This is a genomic window from Robiginitomaculum antarcticum DSM 21748 (genome assembly GCF_000365025.1).
In the GTDB taxonomy this organism is placed as follows: Bacteria; Pseudomonadota; Alphaproteobacteria; order Caulobacterales; family Maricaulaceae; genus Robiginitomaculum; species Robiginitomaculum antarcticum.
The window spans coordinates 170639-194551 of sequence record NZ_KB823011.1 but is presented as its reverse complement, the minus strand read 5'-3'; the positions used below and the strand labels follow the sequence as shown (position 1 = coordinate 194551).

17 protein-coding genes, 3 tRNA genes and 2 rRNA genes are annotated in these 23913 nt (G+C 50.0%); 12 read left to right on the top strand and 10 right to left on the bottom strand.

Going from position 1 to position 23913, the window contains the following annotated elements:
• The first annotated feature begins 112 nt into the window (after positions 1-112).
• Both H142_RS0100955 and H142_RS13835 read left to right on the top strand, forming a co-directional pair.
• On the top strand, positions 113-442 hold the full coding sequence (locus tag H142_RS0100955; protein ID WP_017930216.1) for an ArsR/SmtB family transcription factor: 330 nt from the start codon (positions 113-115) through the stop codon (positions 440-442).
• Positions 432-935, top strand: coding sequence for an SRPBCC family protein (locus H142_RS13835; RefSeq protein WP_017930215.1), 504 nt, complete (start codon positions 432-434; stop codon positions 933-935). The genes H142_RS0100955 and H142_RS13835 overlap by 11 nt, the downstream gene beginning before the upstream one ends.
• 89 nt (positions 936-1024) lie before the next feature.
• Here the strand turns inward: H142_RS13835 and H142_RS0100945 are convergent, their stop codons facing one another.
• Positions 1025-4201 carry a TonB-dependent receptor gene (locus H142_RS0100945; RefSeq protein ID WP_017930214.1) on the bottom strand — a complete coding sequence of 1059 codons (3177 nt, stop codon included), beginning with the start codon at positions 4199-4201 and terminating at the stop codon, positions 1025-1027.
• A 303-nt stretch (positions 4202-4504) separates the two neighbouring features.
• Here H142_RS0100945 and H142_RS0100940 point away from each other — a divergent pair, with 303 nt between their 5' ends.
• The 9 genes from H142_RS0100940 to H142_RS0100900 all read left to right on the top strand — a co-directional run bounded on the left by H142_RS0100940 (position 4505) and on the right by H142_RS0100900 (position 15824).
• Positions 4505-6034, top strand: a complete 1530-nt coding sequence (locus H142_RS0100940; RefSeq protein ID WP_017930213.1) for a tryptophan halogenase family protein — start codon at positions 4505-4507, stop codon at positions 6032-6034.
• Positions 6031-7512: a tryptophan 7-halogenase gene (locus tag H142_RS0100935; protein WP_017930212.1), complete on the top strand. Its 1482-nt coding sequence runs from the start codon at positions 6031-6033 to the stop codon at positions 7510-7512. The genes H142_RS0100940 and H142_RS0100935 overlap by 4 nt, the downstream gene beginning before the upstream one ends.
• Positions 7513-9021, top strand: coding sequence for a tryptophan halogenase family protein (locus tag H142_RS0100930; RefSeq protein ID WP_017930211.1), 1509 nt, complete (start codon positions 7513-7515; stop codon positions 9019-9021).
• Positions 9022-9042: 21 nt separating this feature from the next.
• Entirely contained in the window at positions 9043-10554 is a 1512-nt protein-coding gene (locus H142_RS0100925; protein WP_017930210.1) for a tryptophan halogenase family protein, read from the top strand.
• Positions 10555-10658: 104 nt separating this feature from the next.
• Positions 10659-11345 carry a tetratricopeptide repeat protein gene (locus H142_RS0100920; protein WP_156811844.1) on the top strand — a complete coding sequence of 229 codons (687 nt, stop codon included), beginning with the start codon at positions 10659-10661 and terminating at the stop codon, positions 11343-11345.
• A gap of 160 nt (positions 11346-11505) precedes the next feature.
• A complete protein-coding gene (locus H142_RS0100915) occupies positions 11506-12093 on the top strand; it encodes a hypothetical protein (protein ID WP_156811843.1) in 588 nt (195 codons plus the stop codon).
• Positions 12094-12166: 73 nt separating this feature from the next.
• A complete protein-coding gene (locus H142_RS0100910; RefSeq protein ID WP_033314848.1) occupies positions 12167-13060 on the top strand; it encodes a glycoside hydrolase family 16 protein in 894 nt (297 codons plus the stop codon).
• Between the two features lie 242 nt (positions 13061-13302).
• Positions 13303-14112, top strand: coding sequence for an enoyl-CoA hydratase-related protein (locus tag H142_RS13830; RefSeq protein WP_033314847.1), 810 nt, complete (start codon positions 13303-13305; stop codon positions 14110-14112).
• 224 nt (positions 14113-14336) lie between these two features.
• Positions 14337-15824, top strand: coding sequence for a trypsin-like serine peptidase (locus H142_RS0100900; protein WP_017930204.1), 1488 nt, complete (start codon positions 14337-14339; stop codon positions 15822-15824).
• Positions 15825-15927: 103 nt separating this feature from the next.
• Here the strand turns inward: H142_RS0100900 and H142_RS0100895 are convergent, their stop codons facing one another.
• From H142_RS0100895 to H142_RS0100880, 3 genes are all read right to left on the bottom strand, one after another.
• Positions 15928-16380: a hypothetical protein gene (locus tag H142_RS0100895; RefSeq protein WP_017930203.1), complete on the bottom strand. Its 453-nt coding sequence runs from the start codon at positions 16378-16380 to the stop codon at positions 15928-15930.
• A gap of 179 nt (positions 16381-16559) precedes the next feature.
• A tRNA-Met gene (locus H142_RS0100885) sits at positions 16560-16636 on the bottom strand.
• Between the two features lie 144 nt (positions 16637-16780).
• On the bottom strand, positions 16781-17230 hold the full coding sequence (locus H142_RS0100880; RefSeq protein WP_017930202.1) for a hypothetical protein: 450 nt from the start codon (positions 17228-17230) through the stop codon (positions 16781-16783).
• 177 nt (positions 17231-17407) lie between these two features.
• Here H142_RS0100880 and H142_RS0100875 point away from each other — a divergent pair, with 177 nt between their 5' ends.
• Complete coding sequence (locus H142_RS0100875) at positions 17408-17902, top strand: pyridoxamine 5'-phosphate oxidase family protein (RefSeq protein ID WP_026147677.1); 495 nt, start codon at positions 17408-17410, stop codon at positions 17900-17902.
• A 42-nt stretch (positions 17903-17944) separates the two neighbouring features.
• On the opposite strand, the gene H142_RS0100870 is transcribed toward H142_RS0100875, so the two are convergent.
• The 6 genes from H142_RS0100870 to H142_RS0100845 all read right to left on the bottom strand — a co-directional run bounded on the left by H142_RS0100870 (position 17945) and on the right by H142_RS0100845 (position 23860).
• Positions 17945-19303 (bottom strand): YiiX/YebB-like N1pC/P60 family cysteine hydrolase, encoded by a 1359-nt coding sequence (locus tag H142_RS0100870; protein ID WP_017930200.1) that lies wholly within the window; start codon positions 19301-19303, stop codon positions 17945-17947.
• A gap of 29 nt (positions 19304-19332) precedes the next feature.
• A complete protein-coding gene (locus tag H142_RS16015; RefSeq protein WP_169331784.1) occupies positions 19333-20079 on the bottom strand; it encodes an energy transducer TonB in 747 nt (248 codons plus the stop codon).
• 147 nt (positions 20080-20226) lie between these two features.
• A 5S ribosomal RNA gene (gene rrf / locus H142_RS0100860) occupies positions 20227-20341 on the bottom strand.
• A gap of 269 nt (positions 20342-20610) precedes the next feature.
• A 23S ribosomal RNA gene (locus H142_RS0100855) occupies positions 20611-23395 on the bottom strand.
• 273 nt (positions 23396-23668) lie between these two features.
• Positions 23669-23744, bottom strand: a tRNA-Ala gene (locus tag H142_RS0100850).
• Positions 23745-23783: 39 nt separating this feature from the next.
• Positions 23784-23860: transfer RNA gene (locus H142_RS0100845), tRNA-Ile, on the bottom strand.
• Positions 23861-23913: the final 53 nt, after the last annotated feature.

Genomic DNA, 23913 nt, shown 5'->3' with positions numbered 1-23913 from the left:
ATGTGAGGAACGCCCGCCTTAAATGTGATGGGTCCTAAAAACACGCATAAGAATGACTTGGTATTTATCTAAGCCTTGACATGCAACCATATGGTTGCATATAACTCATAATATGAGTGATGTCTTTAAAGCCCTGGCCGATGACACCCGACGCATTTTGCTTGATCAGTTATTTGATCAAAATGGGCAAACACTGCGGCAATTGACACAGACACTCAGCATGTCCCGCCAAGCCGTTTCCAAACACCTCAAAATTCTGGAAGCCGCAAATTTAATTACGATCCACTGGCAGGGCCGTGAAAAGCTCCATTTTATCAACCCCGTTCCAATCGCTGAAATCGTCCACCGCTGGGTCGGTCGGTTTGAAGAAGCGCGCTTGGACATGCTCGTCGATTTAAAAACAGAATCTGAAACCAAAGAGGAGAAACGCAATGCCCTATGATGACAAACCCCAAGGCGACGCCCCCGACTTCGTTTATACTATTTATATTGCCGCGAAAATTGAAACGGTTTGGAACGGATTAATTGATAAGGAGGTTACGCAAAAATATTGGGGACACCTCAATAAGTCCGACTGGAAAACCGGGTCTAAATGGGAGCATATTCCAAGTAGCGACTCTACTATCGTCGATGTTCACGGCCAGGTTTTGGACTCTGATCCACCGCGCAAACTCGTTGTGACGTGGAACAGCCTGCCCGGCAGTAAATCATTGGAACCCGCGCCGTCTCTCGTCACATATGATTTGGTCGCGCTGGGTCCGGATACCAAACTAACCGTGACCCATAGCCAGCTGACTAAAGACTCCGTCATGCATAAAGGCGTTACGCAGGGCTGGCCCGCCGTATTGTCAAATCTCAAATCAATTTTGGAGACAGGCAAAACGCTCTCTGATGGTTTGTGGGGCGATACCAAACAGAAAAACCCGGACCATTGAGCAAGCCCAAGTAATTTATTTAAGATCTAAGACACAAAAAAGCCGCGAAGATTGATCTTCGCGGCTTTTGTTTTGGCAATGTAATCGCCCTAATAAGCGTAGCGCAGACCTAGTTTGATCCGGCGGTCGCCGACAAAGCTTGTCCGGCCATACCGCGCGCCTGTTGCGTCAATTTGCTGTGACGCTTGCGCTTTGGTGTCCAAAATATTGGCAACCTGGAAGCGGAACTGGAAATTATCCGTGAAGTCATATTTGAATGACCCGTCAAGATAACCCTTCTCTTCTTGGAAGATCGGATTGCCTGTCACGAAGTCACGATATGAGCTTAGATAATCTGACCGCCAGTTATAAGCCAGACGCATTTCAAGCTTATCATCCTGGTAAATCCCAATCAGGTTCGCCGCGTGTTCTGACAGACCTAGGAAATTTGTCACGCCATAACGATAAATACGCTCGAAACTATCCGGAGCCCCATCACCATCGGCATCTATCACAGGAGCCGGAGCGTTAGTTTCAGCATCAATATAGGTGTAGTTGGCTTGAACGCCTAAATTACCGAATATGCTGATCCACTCATCGAAGAATTGTGTATAAGCGACTTCGAACCCTCGAAGATCGGCCTTATCTTGGTTTATGTCGCCATTATAAACAATGGCAACTTCTGTACCGTCCAAAGTGACCGTGTCCAAAGTCTGTGAATCATAAATAATATTATTGGTAATATTCTTTTGGAACAACGCGAAACTAAACGTATTTTGATCACCCCAATATCTCTCATATGACACGTCATAGTTGGTTGATTCAATCGGCTTAAGATCTGGGTTGCCACCAAAGACATTGATCTGTGATGGCACAATATCAATGATGCGGTCTTCAGGCGGTATAGTCAAATCTGTAGAACTAACAAAGCGACGAGCAACGCTCGCAGTCTGACCTGATCTTAGCTGCTCAATACGCGGACGCGTAATATTTTGGCTGACCCCAAGTCTGATAAGGGAGTGATCGTTTAAATTCCACTTTACGTTCACGGACGGCAAGAAACGATCATCGGTGTTAAATACGCCACTTTGATCTACACTCGCCTGAGCTAAGAACGCAACAGTTTCAGGAGTGAAACGCGCATCACGCAGGTCACTATCTGTTGGTGCGCCGCCTTGCTGCAGACCTAAGGATCGGAAATCAGCATAATCAAGAGCTCCGTTTCCGGACACCTCTGTTTTCGTATATCTTAGGCCAACATTACCATCAATGGACATGCCATTGTTGAATTCATTGCCGAAATTCAAGCGGGCATAGAAGCTTGATGTCTCTTCTTTGACGTCGCCAATCGACCCTCTTGCGATGCCTCTTAGGCTACCGTCATAGTCGACAGTTCCGTCAACACGCAGAGGGTTCCAATCCGGTGCAGGGTTCGCAATTGTCGGTTCACTAAAGATGAAATCGACCCAAGCATCATAATTGCTGAGAAGGTTACGATCCGGGAAGATTACTTGCGTGTTGTCCCCTAAAACGACGCCACCTCGGAAGAAATCAGAGTAATCGACGCGCTCAATAGCCGTTGGATCACTCAGCCCTGCATATGGCGCATAACCACCATTCCAAGGCGGAGCGACAGCGGCCCAATTCAAGCCTGCTGCGCGATTGGTCTGCTCGCGTTCTGCATAACGTGCGCCAAATTTAACGGATTCAAACCAGCCCTGATTAGCGAATTCATATTCGACGTCTCCGCTGACGGCGTAAAGGTCGCCATCATTTTCCTGAAACTCGTCCGCAGAAAACAGGAGATATGCATTGTCCGGATCACTGATCGAATTGCTAGTAGAAACGTCACCTGTGGTCCGGAAACCGGGGCTAATCTGTCCATTTGGATCAGGGCCTAGATAAATACGCGGATTATCAAGGTTGGGCACAAAGTAGAAATCAGAGAAGAAACGTGACCCACCCCAGAGACGGCTGCGCTCAAATTCCGCTTTCGTTTTATGAGCGTCAAAGTTCACATACCATTGATCGGCCGGGCGCCATTTAATATTTAGACTAAGGTCATCTGTTTTAGAGCGATCCTCTTGATGGATACCCAAATTCGTAAACGGCGCGCCAGGGGACGTACCATTTGTACCCGTCCAGTCGCGCAGGCCGTTTGAGATGACTCCGGATTCGAAAAGTCCGCCATCAATGGGTTGCGTGACTTCGCAGAATGGGTTTGCCGGCGTTGGATCATTAGATCCGTTACACTGCGGAATACCCGGAGATGTAAACGGTTGTGTTGTGAAATCACCTATCAATTGGGTTTGGTTCCAGCTTTCACCGTCAGGGAAGAACTCTAATGTGCGTTCATCACTGTCGACTTCATTTTCAATAAGCGCATATTTAGCAGTGACTTTCAAATCACCGGAATTATCCTGCCATTGACCGGCAATATAGTAGCTGTCGCGTTTACGGTCCACGTCATTGGTTCGCAGCTGGAAGCCGGCGGGCACGCCGATCGTCGTTCCATTTGGCGTGGCATAAGGGACAATTTGTCCGATTTGGAAACCATGAAGGTCAGATTTAAGCTCTGATGAAGAGAACGACCCCAAAAGACCGAATTCGCCGGCCCCGGTATCCCAACGGTTACCCAGAATGACGCTGTAATCCGGCGCCCATTCTTCACGAAGATCTGTGTAAGTCCCGTCAACCGTCACAACGGCAAGCAGGCCGTCACGGTCAAATGGTTCAAGCGTACGCAGGTTGATCGTGCCGCCAATGCCGCCTTCAATCAGGTCGGCCGTTGCGTTTTTATAGACGTCTACAGCGCCAATCAATTCAGGCGGAATTGTACCGAAATCAAGTGAGCGTCCGCCATTAGCGGAAAATGCGTCGCGTCCGTTAAATTCGGAGCGAATGAGCGTCAGACCGCGGATCAAATTGCCGCCGCCTTCCGGAGACGGGAAGTCGCCGCCATTGGCTTCAGAGATATTAAAGCGCTGAACGACAACACCCGGGATACGGGCCAAGGCTTCAGCAACGGAGAGGTCGGGAAGCGTCGAAACATCTGATGCTGTAATCGAATCAACCGCTGTATCCGCATTACGTTTAAAGTCCCGCGCTGTTTTCAGCGATTGACGAATGCCTGTCGCTATGACTTCGTCTTCGTCTTCAATAACATCGACATCATCGGAGGTTTGGCTATAGGCCATCGGCACTGTAAACGCCAAAAGCAGTGCTGTTGTGCCCATCAAAGCCAATTTGCTAGGCGTGAACAAACCTTTATTCAGATCAATTTTCACTATGTTTCTCCCTACGAAGCCGATTTTGTGAAGGTTTCGGCTATGAATTATTATGACATTTGAGCCATGACAGCGTTGTCAATTTTTTATATGTTATGATTACTATTTAATTTGACAGCGTTGTCAATTGAAGAATTACAAATTAGTAACTCTTCATCCCGAGCGTCTCAGCCATAATCTGAACAGTTCAAATCGGGTTTAAAGGCGAGCGCGCCATTGTGACCACGCCGCATCTTGCATTTGAGCAGAGAGTGTGAACCTATGACTCAAAATTACAATCCGCTTAAATAAAGATTATCGTGAATGACACCGACACCCATTAAATCGATTTGCATTGTTGGCGGCGGTACGGCCGGCTGGATGACGGCGGCTGGTTTATCTAATAAGTTCAGTGATTTAGATATAGATATAACGCTCATCGAGTCTGAGCAGATCGGCACGGTAGGTGTCGGCGAAGCCACCCTGCCCCACATTCGTTTTTTCAACAATACACTTGGAATTTCCGAACAGGACTTCATGAAGGCGACGCAGGCTACCTTCAAACTCGGGATTGAATTTTGCGATTGGGGCAATATTGGGGACGCCTATATTCACCCCTTTGGCGACTTTGGAATGCCGATCAACGGCATTGAGTTTTATCATTTTTGGACGAAGCTGTGTCAAAATAGCAACACTCACCGTTTGGACAGCTACTCCTATCCGGTCATACTGGCGCAAAATAATAAATTCGGACATCCGAGCGAAGATATCAGGCAGATTGAGTCGACGCTGGGGTATGCATATCAATTTGACTCAAGCCTATATGGTCGGTTTCTGCGCGACTACGCGCAGTCCAGAAACGTGATCCGCAAAGAAGGCAAGATCGTCACAACGCATTTAAATGCGCAAAACGGAAATGTGCAATCCGTTCAGCTTGAGGATGGAAGCCGGCACACTGCCGACCTGTTTATAGACTGCTCCGGATTTCGGGGACTGTTGATTGAGCAAGCCTTAAGGGCGGGTTATGAAGACTGGAGCCCCTGGCTGCCGTGCAACCGCGCCATTGCTGTGGCCAGTGAACGCCTCACCGATCTTCCGCCTTATACGCGCGCCACAGCATGCAAGGCAGGATGGCAATGGCGTATACCCCTACAACACCGCACGGGTAACGGCTATGTCTATTGCAGTGATTACATTTCCGATGACGCCGCCGCCGGCGATCTTCTCAGCAAACTCAACAGCGCGCCCTTAACAGACCCTAAGCAGCTTTACTTCAAGACCGGGCGGCGAAAAACGTTTTGGTCCAAAAATGTCGTCGCCATAGGCTTGTCAGCAGGGTTTCTGGAACCGCTGGAGTCAACATCTATACATTTAATCCAAGAGGGTATTACGGAGCTGATCCAGCTCTTCCCTGATATGCATATGAGAACATCAGATCGCGATGAATATAATCGCCGCATGAGCCTTAATTACGAACGCGTTCGCGACTTTTTGCTGTTGCATTATGTGGCGACGCAAAGAGATGACAGCCCGATGTGGCAGTATTTTCAAAATATGACCCTGCCGGACAGCTTGCAGGCTAAGATCGATGCGTGGAAAACGCGCGGACATATTATGAAATATCAGTTCGGCGTCTTTCTCCCCGCCAGCTGGGTCGCCGTTATGATCGGCCAAAACCTCATCCCGGCCCATTACGATCCACGCGTGGATATGCTGTCACATGACAGACTTAAGGCCGAAGCCGAGAGCTTACGCGGCGCTGTGCGCGACGGCGTCGACCGGGCCATGCGCCATGACGCTTATATTCAAGGCTATGGCGCGGCGTCCGGTACATTTGCGCAAAGGTCAGGATGACACGCGCAATGGATCAGCAAGACGCTCCGATGACGCGCATCGCCATTATCGGCGCGGGACTTGCCGGGCAAATCTGCGCCGCCGCTCTGCGGGCCAATCTGCCCTCTGCGATAGATATAAAGTGGCTGGACACGGGCCGTGATCAGGACAGTGATATATTTTACGGCCATACCACCCCGCCGGAGTCTTATGGCTTTAACCTCGCAGCATGTGTGAACGAACCGGATCTTGTCTTAAACAGCGACACTTCATTTAGTTTGGGCACGCAATTCACCGCTTGGTCCCCGCAGAATTTAGAGTGGGTGCAATGCTCTCACCTGCCCTTGCCCGTTATGGACTCCGTTCCTTTTCATCACCACTTGGCCCGCCTTGACATTGATAATATTGAGCCCTTTTTGATGCCGTCTATCATGGCGCGTAACGGCCGCTTCGCGCATCCCCCGCCAAATACGGATACGCCGCTATCCCGGGCGGAATACGGCTATCAAATTGATCCGTTTACTTATGGTAGGGTATTTCAAGAGGCCGCGACTCAACATGGCCTTGTTCTCACTAATTCGGCGATAGAGGCCGTATGTGTTAAAGACGGGCACATCCGCTCAATTGCGCTTAAAAATGGCGAGAAACTGACGGCCGATCTGTTCATTGACTGCACCGGCCCGAAGGCGAGCTTGCTTCACGCGCTGGGCAGCGCCTACCAGGGCAAGCGCGCGCTTTTCGGCGCGTCTTCATATCAGGCGCAATCCGTATTAGGTTTCTCATGCCGGCATATCCATGGGACGGATTATGGATGGGTGTCCGAGAGCGCGTTGCAGGGACGGCGGATAAATATGAGCGTCTCCGCACCTGAGGACAAAGCGGCAGCGCGCGCGGCGCATAATGGCGCAGTAACAACAGAAGCTGACGTCATGCTCGGGCGGCGAGACGCGCCATGGCTGGGCAATTGCGTGGGCATTGGACATGCCGCAGCCATTTTAGAACCGATCTCAACGGCGCCCATACGGGCCTTGCAGCGCGATATAGAGCGTCTGCTCAGACTCATCCCCGTCAGTGCGGATATGAGCGTTGAACGCCGCGAATATAACCGCCTTTTTGATGATGACATCTCCCATATGCACATGTTTAACCGCAGCTTTTTCCCGCCCGGCGAAACGACGCCCAGTCTCTATTGGAAACAGGCGTCTGAGCAGCCATTAGGTGAAAAACTGACGCGTAAGCTAACTCTTTTTGAAGATCGCGGCGTCTTGGTAACCTATGATTTGGAACCGTTTAACGAGCAGGACTGGACGATTTTACATTTCGGGATGAGACGCACGGCCGGGCGTTATGACCGCGTCGCCGACCGGTATGAAAAGCGCGACTTAGAGCGTTATTTAAATACTATGTCGCAAGCCATAAAAACCTTAGCCGCTAAAATTCCGCCCCATCATATTTATATGCAAGGGTTGCGCAAACATTTAAGCAACAGGCCGTCCTAAATGCAAAATAGACTTAAAAATTTAGTGATTGTCGGGGGCGGTACTGCTGGCTGGATGACGGCGGCGGCTCTCTCAAGCTTATTATCACCGGACGACGTGTCCATAACTCTGGTCGAATCTGATCAAATTGGAACGGTCGGCGTCGGCGAAGCCACAATTCCGGATATTATTAACTTTAACAGGCTGCTTGGCATACCCGAAGCCGAATTTATGAAAGCGACCGAGGCGACCTTTAAACTCGGTATTGAATTTGTTGATTGGGGCCGCAAAGGCCAATCTTATATCCATCCGTTCGGCGATCACGGGGTGGATATGAACGGGATCGATTTTCATCAATATTGGCTGCAATGTCACAAAAACGGCTTGGACAACCCCATAGACGATTACAGCCTGTGCGCTGTCGCGGCCAGGCAAAATAAGTTCAGCCTGCCCGATTCAAATCCAAAATCAGTCCTGTCACATATTCGCTATGCTTATCATTTTGATGCCACGCTTTATGCGAAGTTTCTGCGTAAATATGCGCAAACGCGCGGCGTAAAACGCATAGAAGGAAAAGTTGAAGCCGTTTCGCAAGACGCTCAAAGCGGACATATTGAAACGCTCCGCTTGGATAATGGCACTGCCGTCACAGGCGATTTCTTTTTCGACTGCACAGGATTTCGCGCTTTGCTCTTAGGGCAAAAGCTTGGCGTTGGGTTTATGGACTGGTCACACTGGCTGCCCTGTGACGCGGCGCAGACGGTCGCCAGCGCGCATAATGGCCCGCTTAAATCCTATACGCGATCCACTGCTAAACCCGCTGGTTGGCAATGGCGCATTCCAACACAGCGCCGCACGGGAAATGGCCACATTTATTCACGCGCCTATATGAGTGATGACGAGGCCATCTCTATATTGCTGGACGGGCTGGACGGTGACGCGCTGGGCGATCCACGCCAAATCCGGTTTAAAACAGGGTGCCGCGAGACATTTTGGAGCAAAAATTGTATCGCGCTGGGCTTATCGTCCGGGTTTTTAGAGCCGTTGGAATCCACATCTATTTACCTTATTCAGCAAGGCATCAGCCGCTTTATCTCGCTCTTTCCGGATGCCGGCCTCCCCGCAGCGGTCTCGGATGAATATAACCGCTTAATGCGCGAAGATTTTGAGCAGGTCCGGGATTTTCTGATCTTACATTACAAAGCGACAGAGCGCGACGACAGCCCGTTTTGGAGTTATTGCCGCACAATGGACGTTCCCGATACGCTAAAGCGTAAAATTGAGCTGTTCAAAGCCGCGGGCCGGGCCTTTCGCTATGAAGATGAGCTTTTTGCAAAAACAAGCTGGGTTGCCGTGTTTTTAGGGCAAAGTATTATGCCCCAAAGCGTCGACCCGATTGTCGCGGCTTTACCGCCGCAAGATGTAGCTCGTAGCCTCGACTCTATGCATATGGCCATGATGCGCGCCGCGCAAAATATGCCCACCCATGAAGAGTTTATCGCCCGCTATTGCGCGGCGACGATAGATTAATTCGCGCAGGATAGCCGTAATATGGATAATTCTAATATCAAAGACATCATTATTTTGGGCGGCGGGACCGCCGGATGGATGTGCGCCGCCGCATTGTCGCGGCTAATTCCGGACAAAGCCATCAATATCCGCTTGATTGAATCCGAAGCTATCGGAACCGTGGGCGTCGGTGAAGCGACGATACCCCATATTGTTTATTTCAACCGGCTGCTGGGCTTGTCCGAAGATGACTTCGTCAAGCATACCCATGCCACTTTCAAGCTTGGCATTGAATTTGTGGATTGGGGGAGTTTAGGCGAGCGCTACATTCACCCCTTTGGATCATATGGCGCAGATATGGAGGGCATTCGATTCCACCATTTCTGGCTGAGGCATAAGCAGCTTGGAAGCCAAACGCCGCTGGAGAATTATAATCTTCAAATCCTGGCGGCAAAGGCCGGAAAATTTCAGCGTCCGGATATGAGCGTTAAAAACTCGCCGCTTAACGCCATATCTTATGCCTTTCAATTTGACGCGACATTATATGCTGGATTTATGCGTAAATTTGCCGAAAAGAACGGCGTCGTGAGAACCGAAGGCAAGGTCACAGGCGTGACGCAAAATCCTGAGAACGGTCATGTCCAGACCCTAACTTTGGAAAACGGACAGTCCTATAGCGCGGATCTATTTATCGACTGTTCCGGCTTCCGCGCGCTGTTAATAGAGCAGACTCTGAAAACGGGATATCAGGACTGGAGTGCCTATTTGCCTTGTAATCGCGCTGTCGCGCGCGCCAGTCAAGCCACAGGCGACCCGGCACCCTATACGCGCGCCACGGCAAAAGAGGCCGGGTGGCAATGGCGCATTCCGCTTCAATCGCGCATTGGTAACGGACACGTCTATTGCTCCGACTTCATGAGCGACGAAAAGGCTTTGGAAAGTTTAAATGCGGATTTAGACGGTGAGCCGGTCTCAGAACCTAACTTCCTCAGATTTAAGACCGGCATCCGAAACAAATCATGGAATAAAAATGTAATTTCATTGGGTCTGGCCGCAGGATTTTTAGAGCCGCTTGAATCGACATCAATTCATTTAATCCAAACCGCTATCGCCCGACTGATGACAAATTTTCCGGACAAAACCTTCGCACAGGCCAATATAGATTATTATAATTCCAGAACCCTGCTCGAATATGAGCAGGTTCGGGACTTTCTGATTACGCATTACTACGTGACCAATCGTGACGACAGTCCATTTTGGAACTATTGCCGCACTATGGATATTCCGGACACGCTGAAAGAGCGTCTTGATCTGTACAAAGAAAATGCCCGTCTTTACCGGCATGATAACGAGCTCTTTAATGAAGTGAGCTGGTTTGCTGTCATGCAAGGTCAGGGTCTTGTGCCCCGCTCACACCATCCGATTGTCAACGCTTTACCTGACACCATTTTAGATACCCGCATGTCACAAATGGAAAAAGTCATGCAAAGTTGTCTTAAACATATGCCCCGGCATCAGGACTTTATCGACCAAAATTGCAAAGCCGAACTCTGATTTTCAGCGTCAAAATACCCCCTCCAATGTAAAATTTGATTACCATAAAAATATATGATATAAAATGACAGCGCTGTCACAAATGCATATTAAGGTATTAAACGATGAGACGTAAAGTTCTGACGTTAGTCCTATCAGGGATGATGCTGAGTCCATTTGCTGCGGCCCAGACCAATCCGGTTGAAGATGAAATAATAGCCACAGGAACGGTTCAGCGTGATCCGGCCATCTCAGCATTTATCGCGGGAGACTACGCAACGGCCGAAGTCGAATTTGAACGCAACGCCTTTTGCGCGCTTCGGGCGGAGCGCAATTTTGTAGCCGGTGTTGAAGCCGCGCGTAACAGCTCAATCACTGCTCAAATCGAAGCCGATGCCGTCGCTCCTGTCCAGCCCACGATTAGCGGAGCCGGCGGGAGCGTCACCCCGGCTGCGACGCCGCCGCCAACGGCTACGCCCGATATTCGCAGTCAGAATTTTAAGAAAAACGAAAGCACGACGCAGCGCAGCTGTGAAGACCGTGGATTTCAGCTTTACATGGCCGGATTATCGCAGATTAAATTAGGCAAACTCGAAGATGCTAAAGCGACGCTTTATCGGGCAACGAATATACGCCGTGATATTTCCGATGCCTATTTTCGGCTCGCGCTTCTAGAGTATCAAGACGGAAATTTGGACAAGGCGAAAGCGCAATTACGTAAATTAAAGACAATGCAGGCCCGTTGTAAACGGTGTGACTATCGAAATGAGATTGACGAACAGGTCACCTATCTTGCCAATCTTTTTAGCTAGATATTTCAGAGAAATTTTAACCCTTGCGCTCAGCCATAGAACTCAAATTTTGCGGTCGGCGACGGGCGGGCCGGAGACATAATACGTTATAATAAAAGACGCAGGATTAGAGATAACTGCCGCCCTTAATAATCTCATGAATCAAATATTGGAGACCCTTATGAAATTAATTAAACCGCTAATTCTGGCCGCATTTTTGACAAGCGTCATATGTATCGGGGCCGCTAGTCCCGCTTATGCGGATGAACTCTCTGAGGCGCGGGCCATTTTAGACGAAAATCTGCCCGGAACGTTGATGCACAATCCATATGACATCCGCTGGAGTGCATCGGGGCCCGATAAACGCACAAAAATCGTCGACGCTGAAGGGGCGCCGGGAGGTAAGGCTTATCAAATTCGCGTCAAAAAGAAACAAATGCGAACATGGGAAATTAATATCGCCATCCAATTGGATAGCGAAGCCAACATCGGCGATGAAATTGTACTTCATTTCTGGGCCCGGACCGTTAAACCCGCCAAAGGTTTTGAGACCGCTAAAATCACGGCGCTGGTGCAGCGCAATACTGACCCTTATGACGCCATTATTACCCAAGGCTTCAGCCCAACACAAGATTGGGCCATTTATACAGCTAAAGGTGTCGCGACTAAAAACTATGGTGTTGATTCTCTGCAAGCCTCTTTCCAAGTTGCTGATCACGCGCAAACCGTAGAGTTCGGTCAGTTCTATGTTTCAAATTTGGGGCAATAGAGCTCACTGCGCCCAACACGTCCGGATGAGCATGATAGCCAAGGTCGGCAGATTATCAAATAGTGAGTCAGATATGATCCATCGTTCTAAGTCGATTTTGGCCTCTACAGGATTGGCGTTGACGCTCATCAGCGCTCTTGCGGGCTGCGCGACACAGCCGGACGCATCATCTGCGCTCTTGCCCGATTCGCTATTAAAGCCCGCGGGCTACAGCTTGGTGTGGGCAGATGAATTTGAACAGGACGGCCAGCCTGATGAGTCCCGCTGGACATATGATACCAGCCGGAATTCCCAAGGCTGGTATAATGACGAGCTTCAATACTATCCTGCTGCGCGATCCCAAAATGCCCGCATTGAAGACGGCCACCTGATTATAGAAGCCCGAAAAGATCCGGCGCAGATTAAAAACTACGCCGACTGGGGCGGGCAGGATTACAGCTCGGCGCGACTTTTGTCGAAAGACAAAGCCGCGTGGACCTATGGCTATTTCGAAGTGCGGGCCAAACTGCCCTGCGGGCGCGGTCTTTGGCCGGCGATCTGGATGTTATCTCAAAATGGAGATAAATGGCCGGATGACGGCGAAATTGACATTATGGAATATGTCGGATTTCAACCCGATACCTTTCACGCCACAATACATACGCAGAAATATAACCATACGAAAGGGACGCAGGTCGGAACACATATTGAGATAGAAGACGCCTGCGGCGCCTTTCAAACCCATGCCCTGCTCTGGACCCCCGACCGCATCACTTTGGCGGTCAATGGGCAGCCCTATTTTTCATATGAAAATGATGGAAAAGGGAAAGAAAGCTGGCCTTTTGATGCGCCTTTTTTCTTGATTATGAATATCGCAGTCGGCGGCTCGTGGGGCGGCCAGCAAGGCATAGATGAGTCAATCTTTCCCGCGCAAATGGAAGTCGATTATGTTCGGGTGTACCAAGAGCCCGACTCCGTGACGCCATGAACAGGCCATTTTTTGGAGCCAAATGAGGCCTGTTCTCTTAGGCTTTAACGCAGCCCCGTGCATTTCCGCGCGGGAGTTTCCTTAGTCGTCGAGGCTATGTCATCGGATATTGCCGTATACGCCGCGCATATACATATGGGACAAGCCGGTATACGAATTTACTTTATTATTTGAAATGACCCGCCATCGTCATTTACTAAGTCGCAAGATAAGTTACCGCCCCCTGCCCGATGGACATCAAAATGGACACACTTAAAACGCATCGCGACGGCGCTGTGCAGATCATTACGCTTCATCGTCCCGAACGTATGAATGCGTTTACGTCGCATATGTGTATGGAGATTTGCGCCGCGATAGACGCCGCCGAAGCCTACCATAGCGTCAGGGCTATTGTTATCACAGGCCATGGTAAAACTTTCTGCGCCGGCGCTGATATATCCGGCGGGTTTACGGGCGCAGGCCTCGCCGTAGACCCGATTGTCCATGAAGGCGTAGAGCGCGATTTTGGCGGCGTGCTCACGCTACGTCTGTGGGAATGCGATGTGCCGATCATTGGCGCGATTAACGGCTCCGCAGCCGGAATTGGGCTGACCATGACCTTTCCGATGGATATACGCATTGCGTCTGATAAAGCCAAATTCGCCTTGCCCTTTACCCGCCGCGGTATTGTCTGGGACGCGGCCAGCAGCTGGTTTCTCCCCCGCCTTATCGGCCTCGCCAAAGCCAGCGAGCTGTCACTGACCGGCCGGACATTTCTTTCGGACGAAGCTTTGTCGCTTGGCCTGATGCACGAGCTTGCCGCGCCGGAAGACGTGCTGCCCCGCGCTTTGGAGATTGCTCGCGATATTGCGCAAAATGTATCCCCGCGATCAGCGCGTCTGAATAAACAGCTTTTGCGTCAAGCTATGGCGGATCAGGGCGGACCTATGGACGCACATTTACGCGAAAGCGTCACTCTGGCCGAAAGTTTTATTTCTGCCGATTGCCAGGAAGGCGTTCGTGCCTTTTTTGAAAAACGCGCGCCGAAATTTGGAGATTATCAGCCAAATTGACGCGAATCACTCAAATTAAAGAGGTCTATTTTCATTAAGCCGCACTACAAAATACCCAAATTAACGTATTATGCATCATAATGTTAGATTATTGAGGTAGAATTTACCGTTTTACACCCCCTTGACAGCAAATTCTCATTTATTTTGAAATTCGTGTTTGACACGCCTTTATCGACACATCACGACAGTGTGAACCCAAAAATGGGTCGTTTAAGGGGATTACAATGAAAAAAACTATCAAAGCGCTTCTCGGTTGCAGCGCACTTATGGGCTTGGCCTTCGCCGCTCCCGGACTTGCTAACGCTGAAGGTAAACCGGACGCGAAATCACAAAAGGTATTTGACCATTGGTCACAAGACCGCATTGATGACGCGCAACCGCGCGATATGCGGCTTGATCATCGCGGCCTCGCCTATATGAAAAACCGTGATGGCAAAATGATGCCATACGGACACGCCAAAAAATACGAGCTTAAACAAGAGCGCATCAAAGCGGCCAAAAAACCGCAGCCTACCGCCAAGCCCGTTAAAGATTCAACGGCGCCCGCAATCATGTCAATGTCACCGGCAGACGGCGCTGTAATCGGAGCAAACCAGACGTTCTCTGCAGTCGTTACAGATGCAGGCTCAGGCGTAAGATCTGTTAGCTTTGAAATTAATTATAATGGCGGCAGTCAAACATTCGCCGGCACATTTATTGGTAATGATACATGGGAAGTCAATCTCAGCGGCTTTCCGGCCGGCCCCGGTAACTGGCGCGTTGTCGCAACTGATAATGCCAAACGTGGCGGCAATGTATCAACCTCTCAAAGCCGAAATTTCACGGTCGATCTAGGAACCGGCGATCCGGATCCGAGTCCCGATATTGTAACGAATTCGCGCTGGACAAAAGGCGGCGATATTCAATATTCCACAGGACGTCTTTTTTATGAAATGCCGACGGATACACGTCTAATGCGCTGGGCGGGTTATGTCTGTTCCGGTACGGTTGCCAGTGATGCGACGACAGGCCGATCCGTCATCATTACGGCGGCGCATTGTGTCTATAATGATCAATATAAGGCCTTTGCCAGAAACGTTCTCTTTATTCCCAACCAGGACGGGACAACGGGCGCAGGCACAGACAGCAATTGTACAAATGATCCAATCGGATGCTGGACATCAAACTTTGGCGTTGTTGATATTAATTGGACGACCCGCACCTTCCCTGACAATATCCCATGGGATTATGCCTATTATGTCGTCAATGATAGCGGCAGCCATTCGGGCGCAGCCAGTTCATCTGACTCGCTTGACACAGCTGTCCCGACCCAATCCATCAGCTTCTCGGCGCCTGTTGTCGATGATGGCACTGCCGGGCCGCTCACGCAGGACTATACCCATGCTCTGGGCTATTCCTACAGTGAAGACCCGTTCTTTATGTACAGCGCTGAAGATATGACCACCGAAGGCACAGCTAACTGGTGGTTGCCCTCTTCCGGTTTGTCCGGCGGATCATCCGGCGGTCCATGGATCCAGCCTATGAATGAAACATCAGGCTCAGGCCCGCTGATTTCAGTCAATAGCTGGGGCTATAACACCTCTCCCGGCATGGCAGGACCTAAGCTTAACGGCACGTCGGCGTCATGCGTGTTTAACGCGGCGAAGTCCGGAGACCTTAACCTGGCGAACAATTCTGACGGAAACCAGGGCGTTGCGGCTAACTGCCCGTAACCCGAGCACAATTTAAGTCTTAAAGTGGCCCCCTCGGGGGCCACTTTTTTATGCGCAATAAGCCGTGATAGATTTAGAAGATGATCGGGACGATCTTGGACGCTTACTCGCCCATTATTTTACTAAGACTGTTTCGTGCGTCTCTTTGGTTTGAAATAATGCCCTCAAAGCCGACTGATTGACATGTGCTATCCATAATGGAGACTATCTCTGCACCCGAAGACGCCTGCCCGGACATCAAAAGTTCTATAGCGACTTGGCCGGCCGCTTCTCCCATTAAACCGGCTGCCTCGTCACCAAGTTCTGTCAAACTGACGATGTCATTGGTGTCCAGAGCTTCTACAATGACGGTAGTCATTTTTGTAGAGAGCACGGGATCTTTATCCGTTAGAATATTGACTAAATCCTGCATCGTTAGCGGCAGCATGAAGTCTGTTATAGCGCCGCCAATTTTTCCATAAATCTTGCATGTCGTGGCGTCGCCTGCAGCTGATGCAGTTGCGGGCAGCACTGCGAATACAGCTAGCGGTAAAATTAGAGTTTTAAAATATTGCATCAAAGATCCTGTATATACAGATGATTAATGGAGCAATTCGAGCATAAAATAATTATCCATTCAAGCATGAATATATCGACTTAGAGATTAAGCCAATTGCGCGGCTTCATAGCGCTATCCGGAAATAATTCAATCCCGTCCAGCCCAATAAAAAAGCCGCCCAAAGGCGGCTTTTTTATTGGTTGCGGGGGTAGGATTTGAACCTACGACCTTCAGGTTATGAGCCTGACGAGCTACCGGGCTGCTCCACCCCGCGCCAAGAAAAGGGGATATAGACCCCTGCTCACGTAATTTCAACGCCTATGATGATATTTATATGCGAAAAAACCATGATGGAGCTATAGAGGCGCGTCCGACCAACGCGTCCGAAAAAATCACCGACAGTCCCGCGGCAGACCGCCTAACCCACGAGAGTCTGACACCTGATGCGCGCGATTGCGATTATGCCCTCACGAGCCTCCTTTGTCGGCTCTTCACCAAGCACCCAGTAGAATTTATCCGGCGAAACAAAGACCATATGCCATTTATGCAGATTTCCATTTTCCATGACGCGGTCTTCGTCATCATAGCGCAGGGACAAATATGTGTCTGTGGCATTAAGAACCGGCGAGGCGGATATAAAATTATTTTCTCCCGTATGCACCGCAGTGTAGCGCATGGTGTCTCGATCAACCGTAATCAAAACAGGCGTAGATTTGCAATTGCGATATGTGTCGATCTCGTCGGCGCTCAGCCCTTCGGGGATATTTCCAACATCAATCCCCCATGCGCCATTGGCCCATTGAAGTGGGTCAGCGAGGGCGGAGGATGAAAACAAGACCGCAAGGATGAGGCATATAAAGAATTTCATACTGCAAAATGAAGTGACGCTGCGGCATATGTCAAGACACAGTCTGAAGAAGACTTTATTATGCGCGGAGACGGGATGCAGGCTTATAAAAAATTACCTCTTTTGCATCCTTATAACTCGGAACAGTGTCTTTGCTCCGCGCGTTTCAAAACTAACCCCATATTAAAGGAGGCCCGCATGGCTAATCTCGATAAATTCAATGAAAACCCGCAACAACAACTTCTCGAGGAAGTCAAAGGCGCGCGTTGCGTCATGCTGGGGTCAACCGATCCCGAGCATCATATGCAGCCTATGGCCCCGCAAATTGATCCCGACAACCGCGTGGTCTATTTCTACTCGGATAATAAAAGCGAGCTGGGCGAAGCGATTATGAAAAACCCGGGCATGGTGCATATGTGCCATATCGACAAAGATTATCAGGCCTGCGTTCGCGGACATCTCGCGGTTCACACAGATCCGGCCATTGTCGACAAATTCTGGAACCCCATCGTCTCGGCCTGGTATCCGGGCGGCAAGACGGACCCGAAACTAATCATGCTACGCTTCCTCCCTGATGAAGCGGCCATTTGGGCCAGCACAGGCAATCCGCTGAAATTTATGTATGAGGTCGCCAAAGCCAATATCAAAGATACTGAGGCTGATATGGGCGAGATGAAAGTCATCGATCTTTAGGGCTTCATTTTGAGACATAAGACTTGAAAAGCCGGCTTTTCATTAAAATACCGCGTTAAAACTATGGCGCAAAACATCGGTCGCTTTTGTTCCGATGGTTAGTCTATTATTATTCACTCCGAAGATTAATACGGGCGTGAACCAGCCGCTTGAAATTGCTTGGTTCATGACATCTTCGGCCGGTAAGCATTTACGGCCGGTCTTCTCGACCAGGTCGAAGCGAATATCCCCGACGCCGTGAAAGGCGCGGTATATAACTTCGGTACAGACCAAGCGGTCAGATGTGGCGAAATCAAAGATGAAATCATAAAGTTTGCCCGCATGACTTAGCCCGTTCGTGATTGCCGTATCGATCTGCGCCTCGGTCAAATTTGGCCGTAAGACGACGAAACTATCAACCGCGAGCGTCTCCACGAGCGGGCGCAGCAGCACCCCGTCTTTCTTGGCTTCGAGGATAACGATATCGCCCTGCCCGCTATGTTTTGCGCCGTCAGAGACATCTGCAATGCCGCGAGACGCACGCTGTTCCGATGTCCCGATATAAAATGCTCCGTGCGGCCAGAAGCCGGGTAGAAAGAGATTGCTCATCGCGTCGTCATGACGGGTGATAAAAATATCGCCGGGCCGCAGCGTGTCTTGAATGGCCTGCAAGATGTCGGGCGTGACCCGTTTTCGGGCACCAAAGTTTTTGACCAGAGGTATCTTCAACTCCGCAATATCCGAGCCTGTGCCTTCAAACAAAGCGAACATCACATTACGCGAGGCTGATACACTGCGGCGACGCAAAGAGAAGTTTACAAACCGGTGATAGCGGCGCAGATGATCGCCGCGTGAGGCGCCGGGTAGATTAAGGCTCTCTAAAATCTCCTGCACAACCGCAAAGTCTGTCTGGCTTACAGCGGCCATGACGGCCTCGCGATTGGCATCAAAATAATCCCGCGCGCGATAATAACCGCGCATTTTCCAATGTGAGGTCAGCTGCCTGTACAGGCGCGTAAACCGTTTGCGGGGCAGGTTGTACCGCAGATCGGCCTCGTCCAGTTTACGCCAGACAATGTCCCGCTCACGCGCCAGATCAATTAGATATTCGCCGGTTCGAACAATGATCTCGGCGCCGCAAAACGCAATCGCAAACGCCGTCATGCTGTCACCCGCCATCTGAGCGCGGCGTTTATAAAATGGGATATAGTGCGGCCTGACCGCATCAATAACCTGCCAGATTGCACTGCGGATGCCGAGGTAACGCGCAAAGGTCTCGCGCAGGCGGGCATCTTCGACCGGGTCATAATAGCCGCGGGTTTCGGCCTTATGGCTGTCAGCCACCAGCACGGACATATCCCGCGGCGTCGGCAAACCAGTATAGGAGGCTTGCAGCGTTCGTATGGCATCAGAGAGGGTCATGTCATGCGCGATAACGCTAGCGTTAGCGGCTAATCATCCTGAGGATACCAATCTTTAGCGGCATTAATCCAATCCATTTTTTCATTGTCAAGAATAACGCGCCCGGGCAACATGTTACCTAATTCATCGGCAAGCCGAAACGATACCTTAACCTCAACATTTTTACGGATAACAGCCTGACCGTTTTCAAATTCCGGGTAATAGCGCCAATTATGAACAGCATGCATGGCATGGCCCGCAAAATAGACTTCAGAACACACATCCGGTTTTATATTCATAGGGCGCCCAGCAATTCCAATGTCAAACCGCATCTCACAAAATCCGCTTTGATGTGCGATAGCGGGCATCGTGGGCGCTATCCGGTAACATGGTTTAGCTTCGGCATGTAATCCGGGATTATATGTTTTCAGATTTTTCTGACAATTTTCTATTTCAGATTTCACGAGTTCAGGCTCACTCCAGCCAACCTCAAGAGGGTTTTCCTTTAAATACGTGGCATCAGCCGGATCATATTTCCCCGTATCTATAATAAGAAGTTCCGGCGGAAATTGGCGATAGGTCACAACTATGCCTAAACGCTCATTTGCGGGTAATTCAAGAGTGCATGGCGTGGAACACGACGTAACGGGCTCTCTGCTGCCATCTCGAAAAGCTAAGGCTTGTGCCTTAGGCTTGGTCGTATTTACAAAAATTGAAACCGTCTCCTGTGCCTGAACGGCAGGGGAGACAACAAGCAGGGATAATCCCCAACACCCAATTACAACGAAAAGAGTCATGCATTTCATAGATGCGAGCATACAGATGTAATTTCAAAAAGAAAAGATAACAAAAAAGCCCCTGACCGAAGTCAGGGGCTGATTGAAAGAAGGGACTTAAGTAAACCGGACGTTTTGTCCGAATATATCTTGCTCTGTATTGTATAAGCCGGGCAGCGACCTACTCTCCCGTGCCTTGAGACAAAGTACCATCGGCGCAGAGAAGCTTAACGACCGTGTTCGGAATGGGAACGGGTGGGGACTTCTCGCCATAACCACCCGGCCAATACAACACAGAACAAGTAAAGATATCGTCATTTATAGCGCATCAACTTATCCAAATGAAACATTTGGGTTGAAGCTTGCAAAATTATATCAGATTTAATCTGAACTCAAACACGGCCTGTGTTTGAGATTTTTAATGGGCAAACACTTATACTTTATAGCGCATCGACTTATCCAAAAATAATATTTGGGTCGAGGCTATATATACGGGACGAAATGATCGCCACGCATGAGCATCTACAACCGGCAAGCCGGCGAGATGAAACAAGTATAAAGTCAATCGAGTTATTAGTACTGGTAAGCTCCACATGTTGCCATGCTTCCACACCCAGCCTATCAACGTCCTGGTCTTGGACGACTCTCAAGGGAGCTCTAGTATTGAGGTTGGTTTCCCGCTTAGATGCTTTCAGCGGTTATCCTTTCCATTCATAGCTACGCTGCAATGCCACTGGCGTGACAACAGCTCCACCAGAGGAATGTCCACCCCGGTCCTCTCGTACTAAGGGCAGATCCTCTCAAAACTCCTACTCCCACGGTAGATAGGGACCGAACTGTCTCACGACGTTCTAAACCCAGCTCACGTACCGCTTTAATTGGCGAACAGCCAAACCCTTGGGACCTTCTCCAGCCCCAGGATGCGATGAGCCGACATCGAGGTGCCAAACAACGCCGTCGATATGGACTCTTGGGCGTCATCAGCCTGTTATCCCCGGCGTACCTTTTATCCGTTGAGCGATGGCCCTTCCATGCGGGACCACCGGATCACTATGACCGACTTTCGTCTCTGCTCGAATTGTCACTCTCGCAGTCAGGCAGGCTTTTGCCATTGCACTCAACGACCGATTTCCGACCGGTCTGAGCCTACCATCGCGCGCCTCCGTTACTCTTTAGGAGGCGACCGCCCCAGTCAAACTACCCACCACACAATGTCCCGGAACCAGATTCATGGTCCGCGGTTAGACATCAATAAGGATAAGGGCGGTATTTCAAGGATGACTCCACGCAAGCTGGCGCCTACGCTTCAAAGTCTCCCGCCTATCCTACACATGTCATTACTAATGCCACTGTGAAGTTGTAGTAAAGGTGCACGGGGTCTTTCCGTCTGGCCGCGGGTACCTCGCATCTTCACGAGGAATTCAATTTCACTGAGTCTATGCTGGAGACAGTGGGGAAGTCGTTACGCCATTCGTGCAGGTCGGAACTTACCCGACAAGGAATTTCGCTACCTTAGGACCGTTATAGTTACGGCCGCCGTTTACTTGGGCTTCAATTCGGAGCTTGCACTCCTCCTTTTAACCTTCAAGCACCGGGCAGGCGTCAGACCCTATACGTCGTCTTACGACTTCGCAGAGCCCTATGTTTTTAATAAACAGTCGCCACCCCCTGGTCTGTGCCCCCTCTAAAAACTTGCGTTCATAGAGGGCCTCCTTCTCGCGAACTTACGGAGGCAATTTGCCGAGTTCCTTCAGCATAGTTCTCTCAAGCGCCTTGGTATACTCTACCTGATCACCTGTGTCGGTTTGGGGTACGGTCTAATGTGGGAGCTATTTCCTGGAACCGATTCACAGCCTCCTCAATCCAATAAGAGGAAACTATACACTCGATCCGTCACTACCCACTGGCCCACGAATATTAACGTGGTTCCCATCGACTACGCCTTTCGGCCTTGCCTTAGGGGCCGGCTAACCCTGCGCTGATTAGCATTGCGCAGGAACCCTTGATCTTTCGGCGAAGGGGTCTCTCACCCCTTTTATCGTTACTCATGTCAGCATTCTCACTTCTGATACCTCCACCAACCCTCACAGGATGGCTTCAACGGCTTACAGAACGCTCCGCTACCGCGCACAAAGTGCGCCCGCGTCTTCGGTGAATGGCTTAAGCCCCGGTACATTTTCGGCGCAAAAACGCTTGACCAGTGAGCTGTTACGCTATCTTTAAAAGATGGCTGCTTCTAAGCCAACTTCCTGGTTGTCTATGCATTCTCACATCCTTTACCACTTAGCCATTACTTAGGGACCTTAGACGGCGGTCAGGGCTGTTTCCCTTTCCACTACGGACCTTAGCACCCGCAGTGTGTCTGCTTAATATTACTCATCGGTATTCGGAGTTTGGTTAGGTTTGGTAAGACGGTGAGTCCCCCTAGCCCATCCAGTGCTCTACCCCCGATGGTATTCATTAAACGCTCTACCTAAATAGATTTCGCGGAGAACCAGCTATCTCCGAGTTTGATTGGCCTTTCACCCCTAGCAACAAGTCATCCCCCCATTTTTCAACATAGGTGGGTTCGGTCCTCCAGTGCATGTTACTGCACCTTCAACCTGCTCATAGCTAGATCACTCGGTTTCGGGTCTAATCCCACTAACTTAACGCGCTATTCACACTCGATTTCTCTGCGCCTACACCTATCGGCTTAAGCTTGCTAGTAAGACTAAGTCGCTGACCCATTATACAAAAGGTACGCCGTCGCCCCGCAAGGAGGCTTCGACAGCTTGTAGACGTCCAGTTTCAGGATCTGTTTCACTCCCCTCGTCGGGGTGCTTTTCACCTTTCCCTCACGGTACTGGTTCACTATCGGTCACATAGGAGTACTTAGGCTTGGAGGATGGTCCCCCCATATTCAGACAGGATTTCACGTGTCCCGCCCTACTCATGGACCTAATGCAACCATACCCATACGGGACTGTCACCCTCTATGGTTAGCCTTTCCAGACTATTTTGGTTAATTACACTAGGCCACTGGCCTGGTCCGCGTTCGCTCGCCACTACTAACGGAGTCTCGGTTGATGTCCTTTCCTCCGGGTACTGAGATGTTTCAGTTCCCCGGGTTTGCTTTTTTAACCTATGTATTCAGTTAAAAATACCTAACACAAACCCTGATACTAATAGCTCCGAAGAGATAAAAATATCAAAGTCTGTAAAGGTGGGTTTCCCCATTCGGAAATCCCGGGATCAAAACCTACTCGCGGTTCCTCCGGGCTTAAAGCAGCGTGTCACTTCCTTCGTCGCCTCTATGTGCCAAGGCATTCACTAAACGCCCTTCTCATACTTGATACTTGATTCATTATTTTCTCAGTAAACGCTCATGCGTAGTGAACATACCGTCCGGTCGGCTAAGACCATAGATATAGATGTTCACCGCCATAAGCATTTGCCAGACGATATCTTTACTTAAGAGTTATCCTTCTAGTCGGGAATTATTATCAAACCGAAGTTCGATGGAGATGTTCCCGGGGCGGATAACCCCTTCTTTATTTACGATGTAAAACATCCGTTCAAATCAATGACTTGAACGAAATTTGTTCTTCCTGCTGTTGGGCGCGGTGTTTGGTGGAGCTTAGCGGATTCGAACCGCTGACCCTCTGCTTGCAAAGCAGATGCTCTACCAACTGAGCTAAAGCCCCTAAAGGTTATTTCCCCGTATTTCGCAAGCGAATAACGGTTGGTAGGCCGAAGAAGACTTGAACTTCCGACCTCGCCCTTATCAGGGGCGCGCTCTAACCAGCTGAGCTACCGGCCTCCAAAACAGCAAAACTGCTGCCTCAACAGAGTTCAAAACAAAACCGCGCCATA